This is a genomic window from Streptomyces pyxinicus, from assembly GCF_024753135.1.
Taxonomy (GTDB): Bacteria; Actinomycetota; Actinomycetes; order Streptomycetales; family Streptomycetaceae; genus Streptomyces; species Streptomyces pyxinicus.
In genome coordinates, this window is record NZ_JANUGP010000021.1 from 13,127 (window position 1) to 31,878 (window position 18,752).

The window sequence follows — 18,752 nt, forward strand, 5'->3', positions numbered from 1 at the left end:
CGCGCACCGCGCAGCCCCGCCGCACCGCAGCCCGGCCGCCGGCGCGCCGTCGCCCGCCCGCACCCCCGCGCCGTGACCCACCCCTGTCGCGCCCTCGCGCCCGGTGGGACGCCCGCCCCTCTCTCCTCCAGCCACCCGTGCGCACCACAGCTTTCAAAGGACTGGACCCATGACGGACCCGCACGACACGCCCGTACCGGCGACCCCGCGACCCCAGGGCGGCGACGTGGCACGGCCGGAGGACACCGCGGCCCCGGCGCCCGCGTACCCGGCGCTCGGGGAACTCTTCGCGGACCGGGTGGCCCGCGCCCCGCACGCCCCCGCCCTCACCGACGGCCGGCGCACCTGGTCCTACCGCGAACTCGCGGACCGCGCCGACCGGTTGGCCGGACACCTGGTGCGCTCGGGCGCCGGCCCGGACCGGGTGGTCGCGCTGGTGCTGCCGCGCTCCATGGAGCTGATCGCGGCGGAGCTGGCCGTGGCCCGGGCGGGCGCCGCCTTCCTGCCGGTGGACCCGGCCTACCCCGCCGAGCGGCGGGCGCTGATGCTCGCCGACGCGGCGCCGGCCGTGACGCTCGACGACCCGGCGGCGGTCGCCGCCCTGCTGGAGCACGGGGACGGCGCGGGCGCGGGGGAGGACGAGGCACGCGGGGCCGGTCCCGACCGGGCCGCCTACGTCATCTACACCTCCGGGTCGACCGGTACCCCGAAGGGCGTCACCGTCACCCACCGGGGCATCGCCGGCTTCACCGCGGCCGCCGCCGAGCGGTACGCCGTGGGCCCCGGCGACCGGGTCCTCCAGTTCTCCTCGCCCAGCTTCGACGCCTCCGTGCTGGAGCTGTTCGTGTCCGTCCTGACCGGCGCCACCCTCGTGGTCCCGCCGGACGGCCCCTGGCTCGGCGACGAACTCGCCGCGGTCCTGGACGAGCACCGCATCACCCACACCCTCATCCCGCCGGCCGCGCTGGCGACCCTGCCCGACCCCGCCCAGGGCACCGGACGCCGGCTGCGCACCCTGATCGTGGGCGCCGAGGCCTGCCCGGCGAGCCTCGTGGACCGCTGGGCACCGGGCCGCCGCATGATCAACTCCTACGGCCCCACCGAGGCCACCATCGTCGCCACCTGGACCGGACCGCTCGCCGCCGGCCAGGGCACCCCGACGATCGGCGCGGCCCTGCCGCACACCCGCGTGCACGTCCTCGACCCCGGGATGCGGCCCGTCCCGCCCGGCGCGGACGGCGAGCTGTACATCGGCGGCGACGCCGTGGCCCGCGGCTACCTGCGCCGCCCGGGTCTGACCGCCGGCCGCTTCGTCGCCGACCCGTTCGGCCCGCCCGGGGCCCGGCTGTACCGCACCGGTGACCGGGTGCGGCTGCGCCCGGACGGCGAACTCGACTACCTGGGACGCCTCGACCGGCAGGTGAAGATCCGCGGCTTCCGCGTGGAGCCGGGCGAGATCGAGGCCGCCCTGAGCCGGGACCCGCGCGTCGGCGAGGCTGTCGTCGTGGTCCGCGAGGACGAACCGGGCCGCCCCCGCCTCGTCGGCTACGCCACCCCCGCCGACCCCGGCGCGCCCCCGGACCCCGCCTCCCTGCGCGCGGCCCTCGCCTCGGCCCTCCCCGCCCACCTGGTGCCGTCCGCCGTGGTCGTGCTGGACCGGATGCCGCTCACGGCGCAGAACAAGACCGACCGGGCCGCCCTGCCCGCCCCCGAACAGGCCCCGCGCGTCGGCAGGGTGGCGCCGCGCACCCCGCGTGAGGAGGCCCTCGCCGCGATCTGGGCCGACGTCCTCGGTGTCGACGCGGTCGGTGTCACCGACGACTTCCTCGATCTCGGCGGCGACTCCATCCTCGCCGCCCGTGCCCTGTCCCGGATCCGCGACGACCTCGGCGCCCGGCTCACCGTCCGGGACGTCTTCACGGCGCGCACCGTCGAGGCCCTCGCCCCGCTGCTCGGCGACCCCGCCACCGCCGCGCCCGCCGAGCCGATCCCGGCCGCGCCGCGCACCGGCACCCTGCCGCTGTCCAGCGCCCAGCGCCGGCTGTGGTTCCTGGACGACCTCACCGACGGCGGCGCCGAGTACCACACCGGCCTCACCCTGCGGCTGCGCGGCACCCTCGACCCCGAGGCCCTGCGCCGGGCCCTGCACCGGCTCGCCGCCCGGCACGACGCGCTGCGCACCACCTTCCGCACCGTGGACGGCCAGGGCGCCCAGCACATCGCCGCCGACCCGGAGGTGCCGCTGCGCACCGCCGACCTGGCCGGCGTGCCCGCCGCCCGCCGTGACGAGGCCGCCGAACGGCTGCTGACCGAGGAACTCGGCCGGCCGCACGACCTCGCGGCCGGCCCGCTCACCCGCGCCCTGCTGGTCCGGCTAGGCGACGTCGACCACCTGCTGCTGCTCGCCCAGCACCACATCGTCACCGACGGCTGGTCCGTGGGCATCCTCACCCGGGAACTGGCCGCGCTCTACCACGCCGAGACCACCGGCGAGCCGGACGCCCTCACCGAACCGGCCGTGCAGTACCCGGACTTCGCGGTCTGGGAGCAGCGGCAGCGCGGCTCGGCGGCGGACGCGGAGCACCTGCGTTACTGGCGCCGGCACCTGGACGGCATCCAGCAGCTGGAGCTGCCCGTCGACCGGCCTCGGCCCGCCGTGCGCACCACCGCGGGCGCCGGGCACCGGCACCAGCTGCCGCCCGCCCTGATGGCCCGGCTGCGCACTCTGGCCACCGGCCGGGGCACCACCGTGTTCACCGTGCTGGCCGGGGCCTGCGCGCTGCTGTTCGCGCGCTACTCGGGGCAGCGGGACGTCGCGTTCGGCACCATCACCAACGGGCGCGGCCGCCGCGACCTGGAGGACGTGGTCGGTTTCTTCGCCAACACCGTGGTGCTGCGCACCGAGGTGGACGAGCGGGCCAGCGTCGACCGGTTCGTGGAGGGCATGCGCACCACGCTGCTGGACGCCTTCGCCCACGACGCGGTGCCCTTCGACCGGGTGGTGGAGGAGCTGGCCCCGCCCCGGGACCCGAGCCGCACCCCGCTGGTGCAGGCCCTCGTCGTCCAGCAGACCGCGACCGCCCCGGCGCCCCGCGCGGGCGGCCTGCGGTTCGACGACCATCCGCTGCCCCGGCCCGCCGCCCGCTTCGACCTGGTGCTGGAGTTCACCCCCGACGCGGACGGCGGCTGTGTGCTGACCGCCGAGTTCAACACCGACCTGTTCGAGACGCGGACCGTGGCCCGGATGTCCCGCCATGTGCACCGGCTGCTGGAGGCGATGGCCGACGGCCCGGGACAGAGCCTGGCCGAGCTGCCCATGCTCTCCGAGGACGAGCAGCGCACCCTCGTGGACTCCTGGAACCCGCCGGTCCCCGCCCGGGACGCGGACGACGTCACCCTGCCCGAGCTGTTCCGCGCCCAGGCCGCCCGCACCCCCGGCCGCGTCGCCGTCACCCACGGCACCGACCGGCTGGACTACGCCGAGGTGGAGCGCCGCGCGAACCGCCTGGCCCGGCGGCTGATATCCCGGGGCGCGGCACCGGAGACGCTGGTGGCGCTCTGCCTGCCGCGCACCGCCGAGCTGCCGGTCGTCCTCTGGGCGGTCCTGAAGTCGGGCGCGGGCTACCTGCCCGTCGACCCGAACTACCCGGCCGAGCGCATCCGTTTCATGCTGTCGGACGCCCGGCCCGCCCTCGTCGTGGCCACCCCGGAGACCGCCGCCGCCCTGCCCGCGGACTGCGACCCGCTGATCATCGGGGGCCCCGACGGCGGCGTCACCACCGGAGCGGAGGCGGCGGACGTGACCGACGCCGACCGGCTCCGCCCGCTGCTGCCCGACCACCCGGCGTACGTCATCTACACCTCGGGCTCGACCGGCCGCCCCAAGGGCGTCGTGGTCACCCACCGCACGGTCGCCGCGCTGGCCGCCTGGGCGGCCGAACGGTTCGGCCACCGCGGGACGGCCCCGGTGGTCGCCTCCACCTCCCTCAACTTCGACGTCTCCGTGTTCGAGCTGCTGTGCCCGCTGCTGGCCGGCGGCAGCGTGGAGGTGGTCGCCGACGCCACCGCCCTCACCGACCCGGGGGAGCGGCGGGCCGGGCTGGTCAGCGGGGTGCCGTCGGTGGTGTCCCGGCTGTTCGCCGGGGGTACGGCACCGGTGGCGGCCGACACGGTCGTCCTGGCCGGCGAGGCGCTGTCCGCGCAGACGGTGCACGACCTGCGGGCGGCCCTGCCGTCCTGCGAGATCGCCAACATCTACGGCCCCACCGAGGCCACCGTGTACGCCACCGCCTGGTTCGCCGGGGACCGGGTGCCGGACCAGGCACCGCCCATCGGCCGGCCGGTGGCCCGTACCCGCGCCTACGTCCTCGATTCCCGGCTGCGCCCCCAACCACCGGGCGTCACAGGTGAGCTGTACCTGGGCGGCGGCGGACTGGCGCGCGGCTACCTCGGCCGTCCCGGGCTCACCGCCCAGCGGTTCGTCGCCGACCCGTTCGGCGCGCCGGGTGCGCGCATGTACCGCACCGGAGACCTGGTGCGCTGGAGCGCCGAAGGCGAGCTGGAGTACGTCGGCCGCACCGACCAGCAGGTCAAGGTGCGCGGCTTCCGCATCGAACTCGGCGAGGTGGAGGAGGCGTTGCGCCGCTGCCCCGGGGTCGCCGAGGCGGCGGTCACGGTCACCGAGACCGACGGCAACCGGCGGCTGACCGGCTACGTCGTCGCCGTACCCGGACAGCGCGTGGAGCCGGAGTCCGCCCGCCGGACGCTCGGCCGGACCCTGCCCGACTACATGGTCCCGGCCACCGTGCTGCTCCTGGACGAGCTGCCGCTCAACCCCAACGGCAAGCTCGACCGCGCCCGGCTGCCCCAGCCGGGGCCGGCCACCCGCGCCGTACGCCATGTCGCGCCGCGCACCCCGACCGAGCGGCTGCTGGCCGGCGTCTGGGCCGAGGTGCTGCGCGTCGAACGTGTCGGCGTGGACGACAACTTCTTCGAACTCGGCGGCGACTCGATCCTGAGCATCCAGGTGGTGGCACGGGCCCGGCAGGAGGGCCTGACCGTCACCTCCCGCGACGTCTACCGGCACCAGACCGTCGCCGCCCTGGCCCGCTGCGCCGACGCCGCCGCCGGCCCGCGGGAGCCCGGACAGACCCCGGTGGAGCCCACCGGCCCCGCACCGCTCACTCCCATCCAGCACTGGCTGTTCGAGACGGACGCCGAGCGTGCCGGGCACTTCGCGCAGGCCCTGTCGGTGCTGCTGCCCGACGACCTCGACCCGGCGGCCCTCGAACACGCGCTGAACGACCTCGTCGCCCACCACGACGCCCTGCGCTCCCGCTTCGACACCGGCGCCGGCACCCCGCCCGCCTGGCACATCGCCGACGCGGGCGACCGGATCACCCTGGCCCGGCACACCGGCCCGGACACCGACACCCCGCACTTCGGCCCCTTCGACCTGGCCCGCGGGCCGCTGCTGCGGGCCGTGCTCCACGACCGGGGCACCGGCCGCGCCCCCGTCCTGCACCTCGCCGTGCACCACCTGGTCGTGGACGGCGTGTCCTGGCGGGTGCTGCTGGAGGACCTGGACCGCGCCTACCGCGCCCGCCGCGACAACGCGGACGGCGCGGCGGCCCTGCCCGCCAAGTCCTCGCCGGTGCGCCAGTGGGCGCGACGGCTGGCCGCGTACACCGCCGACGGCGGCTTCGACGACGAACGCGCCTACTGGGTTCAGGCCGCCGCGCCGGACGGCACCGCCCTGCCCGTCGACCTGCCGGGCCCCGACACCTACGCCTCCGCCCGCGCCGTCACCGTACGGCTGAGCGCCGAGGACACCACCGTCCTGCTGCGCACCCTGCCCGACACCTACCGCACCCGCGCCAACGACGTCCTGCTGGGCGCGCTCGGCCGTGCCCTGTGCGCCTGGAGCGGCCAGGAACGGGTCGTGGTCGACGTCGAGGGCCACGGCCGCGAGGAACTCTTCGCCGACCTCGACGTCAGCCGCACCGTCGGCTGGTTCACCACCCGCCACCCCGTCGCCCTCGCCGTGCCGGGACAGGCCCCCTGGGACACGGTGCTCAAGCAGGTCAAGGAGCAGCTGCGGGCCGTACCCCGGCACGGCATCGGCCACGACGCGCTGCGCCACCTGGCGCCCGGCGACGCGGAACCGGCCGCCCCGGCGGCCCGGATCAGCTTCAACTACCTGGGCCGGATGAGCCTGGAGGACGGCGGCACCGGCCTGTACCGGGGCACCTTCCGGCCGCTGGAACTGGACGCCGACCCGGCGGCCGGACGCCCGCACGCCCTGGAGGTCGTCGGCCGGCTCGACGGCGACGCGCTGGAGTTCACCTGGTTCTACTCCGACCAGGTCCACCACGAGGCCACCGTCGGCGCCCTCGCCCACGGCTACGCCGACGCGCTGGCCGACCTCGCCCGGTACGCCGCCCGGCCCGACGCCGCCGGCCGCACCCCGTCCGACTTCCCGCTGGCCCCGCTCGACCAGACGGCCGTCGACCGCGTCGTCGGCGACGCCCCCGGCACCGTCGAGGACATCCTGCCGCTGACGCCGACCCAGGCCGGCATGCTCTTCCACGGCCTCTCCCAGGACGACCGCGGGGTCTACTTCCAGCAGCTCACGTTCGTCCTGGACGGCGTGGACCGCCCCGACCTCCTCGCCGCCGCCTGGCAGCAGGTCACCGAGGCCACGGCCGTGCTGCGCGGCCGGGTGGTCTGGCAGGACGTGCCCGAACCGCTGCTGGTCGTCGGGCACGCCACCGCCGTACCGGTGACCGTGCTGGACTGGCGCGACGCGAGCGCCGACCAGACCCGCGCGTGGCTGGACGACCTGCTGCGCGAGGACCGCGCGGCCGGCATCGACCTGGCCGGCGGGCCGCTCCAGCGCCTGCTGCTCGCCCGGGTCTCCGGCACCGCCGTCCGCGTGGTGTGGTCCTTCCACCATCTGCTGCTGGACGGCTGGAGCCTCTTCCAGGTCCTGTCGGACGTGTTCGCCCGCCACAGCGTCCTCGCCGGCCGGCCCGGCGCACCGGCCGTACCCGACCGCCGGCCCTGGCGGGACTACGTGGCCTGGCTGCGCGAGCGCGACCGCGCCGAGGCCGAGACGCACTGGCGGCAGCGGCTCACCGGCCTGGACGAGACCACACCGCTGCCCTACGACCGCGAACCCCGCGAGACCCACCGCGCCGAGTCCACGGCGGCCGTCCGGGTGACCGTGCCCGAGGCCGCGACCCGGGCCCTGGAGGAGCTGGCGCGCACCTCGGGCCTGACCCTCAACACCCTGGTGCAGGGCGCCTGGGCGGTCCTGATGGCCCGTCAGTCACGGCGCGACGAAGTGGTCTTCGGTACCACCGTGTCCGGGCGCCCCGCGGAGCTGGCCGGCGCCGAGTCCATGACCGGCCTGTTCATCACCACCCTGCCCACCCGGGTCACGGTCCCCGCCGACGGCACCCTCCGGGACTGGCTGCGCACGCTCCAGCGCGACCAGAGCGAGGACCGCCGCCACGACCATCTGCCGCTGAACCGGCTCAAGGCGTTCACCGAACTCCCGGAACGCGCGGCCCTGTTCGACAGCATCGTCGTTTTCGAGAACTACCCGGTGGACGACGACCTCGCCGCCGCCCACGGCCTCGCCCTCAGCGGCCTGGACGGCATCGAGACCACCAACTACCCGCTCGGCCTGGTCGCCTACCCCGGCACCGAACTGGCGCTGCGCCTCGGCTACGACCTGGAGCTGTTCGACGCCGCCACCGTGCGGCGGCTCGCCGAGTACCTGACCGTCCTGCTCACCGAGATGGCCGCCGACCCGGAACGGGCGCCCGCCCGGCTCCCGTTGCTGACGGCGGAGCGCCGCGCACAGGTCCTGCGCACCTGGAACGACACCGCCACCGAGCTGCCCGAGGCCACGGTCGCCGACCTCTTCGCCGCACAGGTACGGCGCACCCCCGACGCGATCGCCCTTGACGCCGGCGACGAACGCCTCACCTACCGCGAACTCGACGCCCGAGCAGCGGAGTTCGCCGGGCGCCTCACCGCCCTCGGAGTGCGCGCCGAGCGTCCCGTCGGCGTGCTGGTGGACCGGTCCGTGGAGTTGATCGTCACCCAGCTCGCGCTGGTCCGCACCGGCGGAATATACGTCCCGCTGGACGGCCGGGCACCCCAGGAGCGGCTGCGCCGCATGCTCGCCGAGGCCGGCGTCACCCTGCTGCTCACCGACGCCGAGTGGGAGGAGACCGCCCGGGACCTGCTGCCCGGCGACGGCGTCCGGCGCGTTGACGACGGCACGGCGGCACCCGGCGTCCCCGGCACCGACGCCCCGCATCCCGACCACGTCCAGTACCTGATGTTCACCTCCGGCTCCACCGGCACCCCCAAGGGCGTCGCGGTCCGCCAGCGTGACGTGGCCGCGCTCGCCCTGGACCGGGCCTTCGCCGGGCACGACCGGGTGCTCGTGCACTCCCCGCACGCCTTCGACGCCGCCACCTACGAGGTGTGGGTGCCCCTGCTGCGCGGCGGCACCGCCGTGCTGGCCCCGCCGGCCGACCTGGACGCCGCCGCGGTCCGGCACGCGCTCACGGAACGCGGTGTCACCCACCTGTGGCTGACGGCCGGCCTGTTCCGGCTGCTCGCCCAGGAGGACCCCGCCTGCCTGCGCGGCGCCCGCGAGGTGTGGACCGGCGGCGAGGCCGTGCCCGGCGCCGTCGTCCGCCGGGTCCTGGACGCCTGCCCCGCCCTCACCGTGGTCGACGGCTACGGCCCGACCGAGACCACCACCTTCGCCACCCGGCGCCCCTTCCGCGCCGGCGACCCGCTGCCCGCCGTCCTGCCCATCGGCCGCCCGCTGGACAACACCCGCGCCTATGTCCTGGACGGCGCCCTCCAGCCCCAGCCGCCCGGCGTCCCGGGTGAGTTGTACATTGCCGGCGCCGGCCTGGCGCGTGGCTACGCGGGCCGGCCCGGAGCCACCGCCGCCCGCTACCTCGCCGACCCGTTCGGGGAGCCCGGGGCGCGCATGTACCGCACCGGCGACATCGTGCGCTGGAGCGCGGACGGCGAACTGCACTTCGTGGGCCGCGCGGACGACCAGATCAAGATCCGCGGCTTCCGTGTGGAGCCCGCCGAGATCGAGGCCCGGCTCACCGCGCACCCCGCCGTCGCCGAGGCGGTCGTGTCGCCGTACACGGCCGACGGACGCAAGCGGCTGGCCGCCCACCTGGTCCCGGCCGAGGGCGCCGCCGTGCCCGCCGCGACGGAGCTGCGCGCCCACCTGGCCGCCGACCTGCCCGACTACATGCTGCCCGCCGCGTTCGTCCCGGTGCCCCGGCTGCCGCTGACCGCCAACGGCAAGGTGGACCGGCGGCGGCTGCCCGAGCCCGACTGGTCGGCGGGCGGCGACAGCGCCTACCGCGCCCCCGGCACCGACACCGAGCGGGTCCTCGCCGGGATCTGGGCGGAGCTGCTGCGCGTCGAACGGGTCGGCGTCGACGACAACTTCTTCATGCTGGGCGGCGACTCGATCCTCAGCATCCAGGTCGTCTCCCGTGCCCGTGCCGCCGGCCTCGCCCTCACCCCCCGCGACCTGTTCCGGCACCCCACGGTGGCCCGGCTCGCCGCGGCCACCGGCACCGCCGCGGCCGTCTCCGGCACCGAACCGGTTCAGGGCGAGGTGCCCCTCACCCCGATCCAGCACTGGTTCCTCGACCCCGGGCCGCGCTGGCCGGACGTCTTCGACCAGTCGGTCCTCGTGGAGACCGCGCCGGACACCGACCCCGACGCCCTGCGCCGCGCGCTGACCGCCCTGTGGCACCACCACGACGCCCTGCGCTCCCGGTTCACCACCACGGCGGACGGCGCCTGGCACCAGGAGGTCACCGACGCCGACGCGCCCGCCCCGGACCTGCTGACCGTGTGCCCCCTCGACGGACCCGGCCCCGAGGCGGCCCGCGAGGCCGAGGCCCGCGCCACCGCCGAGGCACACGAGTCGTTCCGCCTCGGCACCGGCCCGCTGCTCACCGCCCGCCTGTTCACCGGCGGCTCCGGCGCCGCCCGCCTGCTGCTCGCCGTGCACCACCTGGTGGTCGACGGCGTCTCCTGGCGCATCCTGCTGGAGGACCTGGAGAGTGCCTACCGGCAGGCCCTGGCCGGACAGCCGGTACGCCTGCCCGCCCGCACCACCTCCGTCCGGGAGTGGGCCCGCCGGCTGCGCGCCCACACCGACGCCGGCGGCTTCACCGGACAGCTCGCCCACTGGAGCCGCACCGCCGGGCACTGCGCCGAGCCGCTGCCCCAGGACGCCGACGGCGGCAACACCATGGCCGACGTCCGCGAGGTCACCGTACGGCTCGACCGGCGCCGCACCGACGCACTGCTCCGCCAGGTACCGGCCGTCTACCGCACCCGCATCGACGACGTCCTGCTCACCGCGCTGGGCCGGGTGCTGGCCGACTGGACCGGGCGCGAGAGCGTCGCCGTCGGCCTGGAAGGACACGGCCGCGAGGACCAGTTGTTCGAGGACGTCGACCTGTCCCGCACCGTCGGCTGGTTCACCACGCTCTTCCCGGTCGCCCTCAGCGTCCCGGCCGGCGACTGGGGCGGCGCCCTGAAGGCGGTCAAGGAGCAGCTGCGGGCCGTACCCGAACGCGGGATCGGCCACGGCGCGCTGCGCCACCTCGCCCGCGACCCCCGGCTGGTGGCCGCGCCGATGCCCGGCATCAGCTTCAACTACCTCGGCCGGTTCGACTGGTCCGCCGCCGACGGCACCCTGATCCGCGCGGTGCCCGGCGGCCTCGGCGGCGCCGACGCACCCGACGCCGAGCGCGCCCACCTGCTCGACGTGGTGGCCCGCGTCGAGGACGACCAACTGGAGATCGGCTGGCACTACAGCGCCGCCCGGCACCACGAGAGCACCGTCACCGGCCTCGCCGAGGGCATGCTGCGCGCCCTGGAGGAGATCCTCGCCCACTGCGCCCGACCGGACGCGGGCGGCCGTACCCCCTCCGACTTCCCGCTCGCCCGCCTGGACCAGCAGGCCGTGGACAAGCTGGCCGGCGACGGACGGGCCGTCGAAGACCTCCTGCCGCTGAGCCCGATGCAGTCCGGCATGCTCTTCCACAGCCTGCTGGACCCGGACGGCCGCACCTACGTCAACCAGGTGCAGCTGGTGCTGACCGGCGTCACCGACCCGCGCGCCCTGGCCGAGGCCTGGCAGCGGACCGTCGACGCCAACCCGGTGCTGCGCTCCCACCCGGCCTGGCAGGACAGCGCCGAACCCGTGCAGGTGATCCGGCACCGGGTCATCGTGCCCGTCGTCCACCACGACTGGACCGGGAAACCCGCCGACCGGTGCGCGGCCGACCTCGACCGGCTCGTGGAGGAGGACCGGGGGGCCGGCATCGACCTCGGCACCGCGCCGCTGATGCGGCTCACCCTGATCCGGCTCACGCCCGAACGCGTCCGGCTGGTGTGGACGTTCCACCACATCCTGCTGGACGGCTGGAGCGCCGCCCAGGTCTTCGACGAGGTGTGCGAGCGCTACGCGGCCCTCACCGGCGGCCGCCCCGCCCAGGTGCCCGCGCGCCGGCCCTTCGCCGACTACCTGGGCTGGCTGGCCGCGCAGGACACCGCGAAGGCCGAGCAGTACTGGCGCGCCACCCTCGCCGGGTTCCGCGCCCCGACCGAACTGCCCCGCGACCGCCGCGCCACCGAGGCCCACCACAGCTCCTCGTCCGGCACGGTACGGGTGACGCTGGACGGCGGGACCTCGGCGCGACTGCGGGACACGGCCCAGCAGGCCGGACTCACCGTCAACACGGTCCTGCAGGGCGCCTGGGCGCTGCTGCTGTCCCGCTACGGCGGCGGTGACGACGTGGTGTTCGGCACCACCGTCTCCGGCCGGCCGGCCGAACTGCCGGGCGTCACCGCGATGGTGGGCCTGTTCATCAACACCCTGCCCACCCGGGCCCGGATCGACGGGCGGCGCCCGCTGCTGGACTGGCTGCGCGACCTCCAGGCCGCGCAGTCCGAGGCCCGGCGCCACGACTTCGTCTCGCTGGCCCAGCTGGGCAGCTGGAGCGAGGTACCCGGCGGAACCCACCTGTTCGACTCCATCGTCGTGTTCGAGAACTACCCCTTCGACGAGGGCGCGCTGGCCCGGCACGGCCTGGCCATGGAGACGGAACGGGACCTGGAGCCCACCAACTACGCGCTCAGCGTGGTCGTCGCCCCCGGGGACACCCTCGACGTCAGCCTCGACTACGACCCGGCCGCCTTCGACGCGCCCACCGTCGAGCGGCTCGGGGAGAGCCTGCGCACCCTGCTGACCGCGATGGCCACCGCGCCCGGCACCACCCTGGCCGACCTGCCGCTCACCGACCCCGCCCGGGGCCGCGAACTGCTCGACCGGTTCGGCGGCGCCCAGGTCACGACCCCCCGGGACACCCTGCCGGCGGCCTTCGCCCGCCAGGCCGCCCTGACCCCCGGCGCACCGGCCGTCCGGCACGGCGCGGACCTGCTCACCTACTGCGAACTGGACGAGCGCGCCAACCGGCTGGCCCGGCTGCTCATCGACGCCGGCGCCGGCCCCGAGCGGTACGTCGCCCTCGCCCTGCCCCGCACCGCCGACCTGGTCGTGGCCCTCCTCGCGGTCCTCAAGAGCGGCGCCGCCTACCTGCCGGTGGACCCCGGCTACCCCGCCGAGCGCATCGCGTTCCTCTTCGAGGACGTACGGCCCCTCGCGGTCGTCACGGCCACCGCGACGGCCGGCCGGCTGCCCGAGGGGACGTACACCCGGATCGTCCTGGACGACCCCGACCGCGCCCGGCGGCTCGCCGCCGCCTCCGCCGCCCCGGTCGGCGACGGCGAACGGCACGCCACCCTGCTGCCCGAGCACCCCGCCTACGTCATCCACACCTCCGGCTCGACCGGCCGCCCCAAGGGCGTCGTCGTCGCGCACGGCTCGGTACTGGCCCTGACCGACTGGGCGGCGGCCGAGTTCACCGGCCGGGGCCTTGAGCACGTCGTCGCGTCCACCTCGCTCAACTTCGACGTGTCGGTCTTCGAGATCTTCTCGCCCCTGATGTCCGGCGGCTGCGTCGAGATCGTCCGCGACCTGCTGGCCCTCGCCGAACGGCCGGGTCCGTGGCGGGCCGGACTGCTCAGCGCGGTGCCCTCCGCGCTCGGCCGGCTGCTGGCCGAGGACACCGTGCACGTCAGCGCCGACACCGTGGTGCTCGCGGGGGAGGGGCTGCCCGCCCGGACCGTACGGCAGGTCCGCGCGGCCGTGCCCGGCTGCGAGGTGCGCAACATCTACGGCCCCACCGAGGCCACCGTCTACGCCACCGCGTTCACCTGCGACCCCGCCGATCCCGACCGCGACCCGCCGATCGGCCGGCCGCTCGGCGGCGCCCGCGGCTACGTCCTGGACGAGCGGATGCGCCCGGTGCCCGTCGGCGCGCCCGGCGAACTGTTCCTCGCCGGCACCGGAGTGGCCCGGGGCTATATGCGCCGGCCCGGACTGACCGCGTCCCGCTTCCTGCCCGACCCGTTCGGGCCGCCCGGCAGCCGCATGTACCGCACCGGCGACCGGGCCCGCTGGACCGCCGACGGCGACATCGTCTACCTGGGGCGGGCCGACGACCAGGTCAAGGTGCGCGGCTTCCGTATCGAGCTGGGCGAGGTGGAGGCGGCACTGGCCCGGCACCCCGCCGTGGCCGCCGCCGCGGCCCGCGTGGTCGAGCACGACGGCCACCGCCGCCTGGTCGGCTACGCGGTGCCCGCCGCGGCCGGCCTGCCGGACCCGGCGGACCTGCGCGCCTTCCTCGCCCGCACCCTCCCCGACCACCTGGTGCCCGCCCTCGTGGTGCCGCTGGACCACCTCCCGCTCGGCGCCACCGGCAAACTCGACCGGCGGGCCCTGCCCGACCCGCGGTGGACCGCCGGCACCGGCACCGGCCGGCCGCCCGCCACCGCGACCGAACGCACCCTCGCCGCCATCTGGTGCGAGGTGCTGGGCCTGCCCGAAGTCGGCGCCGACGACAACTACTTCACGCTCGGCGGCGACTCCGTCCTCGGCATCCAGATCGTCTCCGCCGCCCGCCGGGCCGGCCTCGCCCTCAATCCGCGCCACCTGTTCACCCACCAGACCCTCGCCGAACTCGCCTCGGCGGCGGAGGAGTTGCCCGACTCCCCGGTCATGGCCGAGCAGGGCCCGGTCATCGGCGACACCCCGCTCACCCCGGTCCAGCACTGGCTGCTCGACACCCTCTCCGGCGACCCGGCCGACTTCAGCCAGGCGGTCGCCCACCACCTGGCCGAGGACACCGACGAGTCACTGCTGCGGGCCGCCCTGGTCGCCGTACTGGAACGGCACGACGCGCTGCGGCTGCGGTTCGGGACGGCCGGCGACGGGACCTGGCGGCAGCACGGCACCGCGCCCGGGGAGGCGCCGCACCTGGAGGTCCACGACGGGCCGCCCGCCCCCGGTCTCGCCGAGCGCCTGGCCGGCGGCTTCGACCTGGCGCACGGTCCGCTGCTGCGGGCCGCGCTGTGCCGGGGCGAGGGCGGCGGGCGGCCGGTGCTGGTGCTCGCCGCCCACCACCTCGTCGTGGACGCGGTGTCCTGGCGGCTGATCCTGGAGGACCTCGACACCGCCTACCACGCCCTGCGCGCCGGCGAACGCCCGAGCCTCGGCGCCAAGACCACCTCCTTCCGGGCCTGGGCCCAGCGGCTCACCGCGCACACCGCGGCGGGCGGCTTCGACGACGAAGTCCCGCACTGGCGCGCCCAGCACGCCCCGGGCCCGCTGCCCGTCGACCACCCCGGCGGCGCCAACACCGCCGCCGAGGAGGAGACGGTGTCGGCGGGACTGGACGCCGAGGACACCCGGCGGCTCCTCCAGGACGTCCCGGACGCCTACCGCACCCGCGTCAACGACGTCCTGCTGTACGCCCTCGGCCGGGTGCTGGCCCGCTGGACCGGGCAGGACCGGGTGGCGGTCGCGCTGGAGGGACACGGCCGCGAGGACCTCTTCGCGGACGTCGACCTCTCCCGCACCGTCGGCTGGTTCACCACCCTGTACCCGGTCGCCCTGGACGTGGCACGGGACGCCGGCACCGGCACCGTGCTCAAGGCCGTCAAGGAGAACCTGCGGGCCGTACCCCGGGGCGGTGTCGGCTACGGCGCGCTGCGCCACCTGCACCCGACGGCCGGCCGGAACCTGCCGGACCTGCCCGGGATCAGCTTCAACTACCTCGGCCGGCAGGACCGGCGGACGGACTCCGGCGGCCTGCTGCACGAGCCCCACGGCGGCCTCACCGGCGGCATGGACCGCTCGGCCGACCGCCCCCACCTCCTCGACGTCCTCGGCCAAGTGACCGACGGCAGGCTGGAGTTCGCCTGGTCGTACTCCACCGGCCTGCACCGCCGCGAGACCGTGGAGCGGCTCGCCGCCGAGCTGGCGGACGAACTGCGGGCACTCGTACGGCACTGCGCCGAGCCCGGCGCCGGCGGCCGCACCCCGTCCGACTTCCCGCTGGCCCCGCTCGACCAGGCCGCCGTCGACCGGATCGCCGGCACCGGCCGGGACGTGCGGGACGTGTACCCGCTCACGCCCACCCAGACCGGCATGGTCGTGCACGGCATGGACGAGGCCGCCCACGGCCTGTACGTCGAGCAGATCACCTTCGTGGTGGACGGGGCCGGCGACCCGGACCTGCTCGCCGCCGCCTGGCAGCACGTGGTCGACCGCACCCCGGTGCTGCGCACCGCCGTCGTCCTGAACGGCGTGCCCGTCCCGCTCCAGACCGTCCACCGCGACGTCACCCTGCCGGTCACCCGGCACGACTGGAGCACCCTGCCTGCGGACCGGCACCCGGCCGAACTGGAACAACTCCTGGGCGCGGAACGGGCCCTGGGCATCGCCCTGGACCGTCCGCCGCTGCTGCGCCTCGCCCTGGCCCGGCTCGGAGCGGACTCGGTGCGCGTGGTGTGGACCTTCCACCACGTCCTGCTGGACGGCTGGAGCGTCTTCCACGTCCTCGGCGACGTGCTCGCCGCGCACGCGGCCCTCGCCCGGGGGGAGCGGCCCCTGCTGCCCGAACGCCGGCCGTTCGCCGACTACGCCGCCCACCTCGCCGGCCGTGACACCGCCGGCGCCCGCGACCACTGGCGCGCCGCCCTCGCCGACCTGACCGCGCCGACACCGCTGCCCTACGACCGCCGGCCCGCCCCGGACACCACCGCCCGCTCCGACACCTGGCTGTCCGAGCGCCTGGGCACCGAGCAGACGGCGGCGCTCCAGGAGTTCGCCCGCCGGCACCGGCTCACCCTCAACACCCTGGTGCAGGGCGCCTGGGCGCTGCTGCTGGCCCGCTGGAGCGGGGCGCCGGACGTGTGCTTCGGCACCACCGTCTCCGGCCGCCCGTCCGACCTGCCCGGCGCCGACACCATCACCGGCCTGTTCATCACCACCCTGCCCGCCCGCGCCCACGTCGACGGCACCGCCCGCTGCGCGGCCTGGCTGCGCACCCTGCAGGAGGCGCGGGCGGAGGACCGCCGGTTCGACCACATGCCCCTGGGCGACCTGCACGGCCTCACCCAACTGCCGCCCGGCACCGAGATGTTCGACAGCCTGGTGGTGTTCGAGAACTACCCGGTCGGGGACGCCACCGCAGGCGCCCACGGCCTGACCCTGCGCGACCTGGACGCCCGCGAGGCCACCAACTACCCGCTCACCGTGGTCGTCTCGCCCGGCGACCGGCTCGCCGTCGAACTCGGCTACGACCCGCGCCACTTCGACGCCGCGACGGCACGCTCCCTCGCCGGACAACTGCTGCACACCCTGCGCGCGCTGGCCGCCACCGACGGCACCGCCCGCCTCGACGACCTCGACACCCTTCCCCCCGAGGAACGCGCCCGGCTGCTGCGCGGCCCGGCCCGGCCGGAGCGGGAACCGGTGACCCCGGCCACCCTGCCCGCCCTGATCGAGGCCGCCGTCGACCGATGGCCCCAGGCACCCGCGCTCGGCGACCCCGACCGGCTGCTGACCTTCGCCGAGACCGAGGCGCACGCCAACCGCCTCGCCCACCGGCTCATCGCCCGCGGCGCCGGACCCGGCGACATCGTGGCGCTGCTGCTGCCCCGCTCGCTCGACATGGTGCTGGCCCAGCTCGCGGTCACCAAGGCGGGCGCCGCCTTCCTGCCCGTCGACCCCGCCTACCCGGACGAGCGGATCACGCTCATGCTCCGGGACGCGGCCCCCGCCCTCACCCTGGACGCCAAGGAGGTCGCCGCGCTGCTGGCCGACCAGGCCGGCGACAGCCCCGGCCACCGGCCCGCCGACGCCGACCGCGGGCGCCCGCTCGACCTGGACGACCCGGCGTACGTCATCTACACCTCCGGCTCCACCGGCACCCCCAAGGGCGTCGTCGTCACCCACCGCGGGATCGCCGCCTTCGCCGCCGCCGAGGCCGCCCACTACCAGGTGACCGAGGGGGACCGGGTGCTGGCCTTCGCCACGCCCAGCTTCGACGCCTCCGTCCTCGAACTGTGCGCCTCCCTGCCGCACGGCGCCCGCCTGGTGGTCCCCGAGCCCGGACCGCTGCTCGGCGAACCGCTGGCCCGGGTACTGCGTGCCGAGCACGTCACCCACACCCTGCTGCCGCCGGCCGCGCTCGCCACCCTGCCGCCCGAAACGCCCGGCACCCTGCCGGACCTGAAGACGCTGATCGTCGGCGCCGACGCGTGCGGCGCCGACCTGGTCGCCCGCTGGGCCCCGCACCACCGCATGGTCAACTCCTACGGCCCCACCGAGGCCACCGTCGTCGCCACCTGGTCCGCGCCGCTGAGCCCGGACGGCGCCGCCCCGCCCATCGGCCGCCCGCTGCCCGCCACCGGCGCCTACGTCCTCGACGCCCGGCTGCGCCCGGTCCCCGACGGCGTCCCCGGCGAACTCTGGCTCAGCGGGCCCGCGCTGGCGCGCGGCTACCTCGGCCGCCCCGGACTGACCGCCGCCCGCTTCACCGCCGACCCCTTCGGGCCGCCCGGCACCCGCATGTACCGCACCGGCGACCTGGTGCGCCGCGACGGCCACGGCGAGTTCCACTACCTGGGCCGCACCGACCACCAGCTGAAGCTGCGCGGCCACCGCATCGAGGCCGGCGAGGTCGAGGCCGCCCTGACTCGGCACCCCGGGGTCCTGGACGCGGTGGTGAGCGTCCGGGAGGACGAGCCGGGCCTGCCCCGGCTGGTCGCCCACCTGCTCACCGCCCCCGGCGCCGAACCCCCGGCGGACGCGGAACTGCGCGCCCTCGCCGCCCGGTCGCTGCCCGGCTACATGGTGCCCACGGCGTTCGTCGCCCTGGACCGCTTCCCGCTCACCGAGAACGGCAAGACCGACCGGGCCGCCCTGCCCGCCCCGGCCCCCGCCGCCACCGTCGTCCCGGCCGAGCACGTGGCGCCCCGCACCCCCACCGAGGAGGCCGTGGCGGCCCTCTGGGAGGAGGCCCTCGGCACCACCGTGGGCGCCGAGGACGACTACTTCCTGCTCGGCGGCGACTCGATGCGCGCCCTGCTCATCGCGTCCCGCGCCAACGACCTCTTCGGGGTGGACCTCACCCCGCGCGACGTCCTGGTCTCCCGCACCGTCGCCGCCCTGGCGGAACTGGTGGAGGAACAGGTGCTCAGCGAACTCGAAGACGCCGCGTACGGCGGCCCCGACCACGACGAACGGTGAGGATCCGACGATC

General features: G+C 76.4%; 1 protein-coding gene. It reads left to right on the forward strand.

Annotation, left to right across the window (positions count from 1 at the left end):
* The first annotated feature begins 169 nt into the window (after positions 1 to 169).
* Positions 170 to 18,739 carry a non-ribosomal peptide synthetase gene (locus NX794_RS24485; protein ID WP_258781025.1) on the forward strand — a complete coding sequence of 6,190 codons (18,570 nt, stop codon included), beginning with the start codon at positions 170 to 172 and terminating at the stop codon, positions 18,737 to 18,739.
* Positions 18,740 to 18,752: the final 13 nt, after the last annotated feature.

What these genes read in the sequence shown, in the direction of transcription:
- NX794_RS24485 (WP_258781025.1), top strand. Translation starts at nt 170, where the DNA reads ATGACGGACCCGCACGACACGCCCGTACCGGCGACCCCGCGACCCCAG.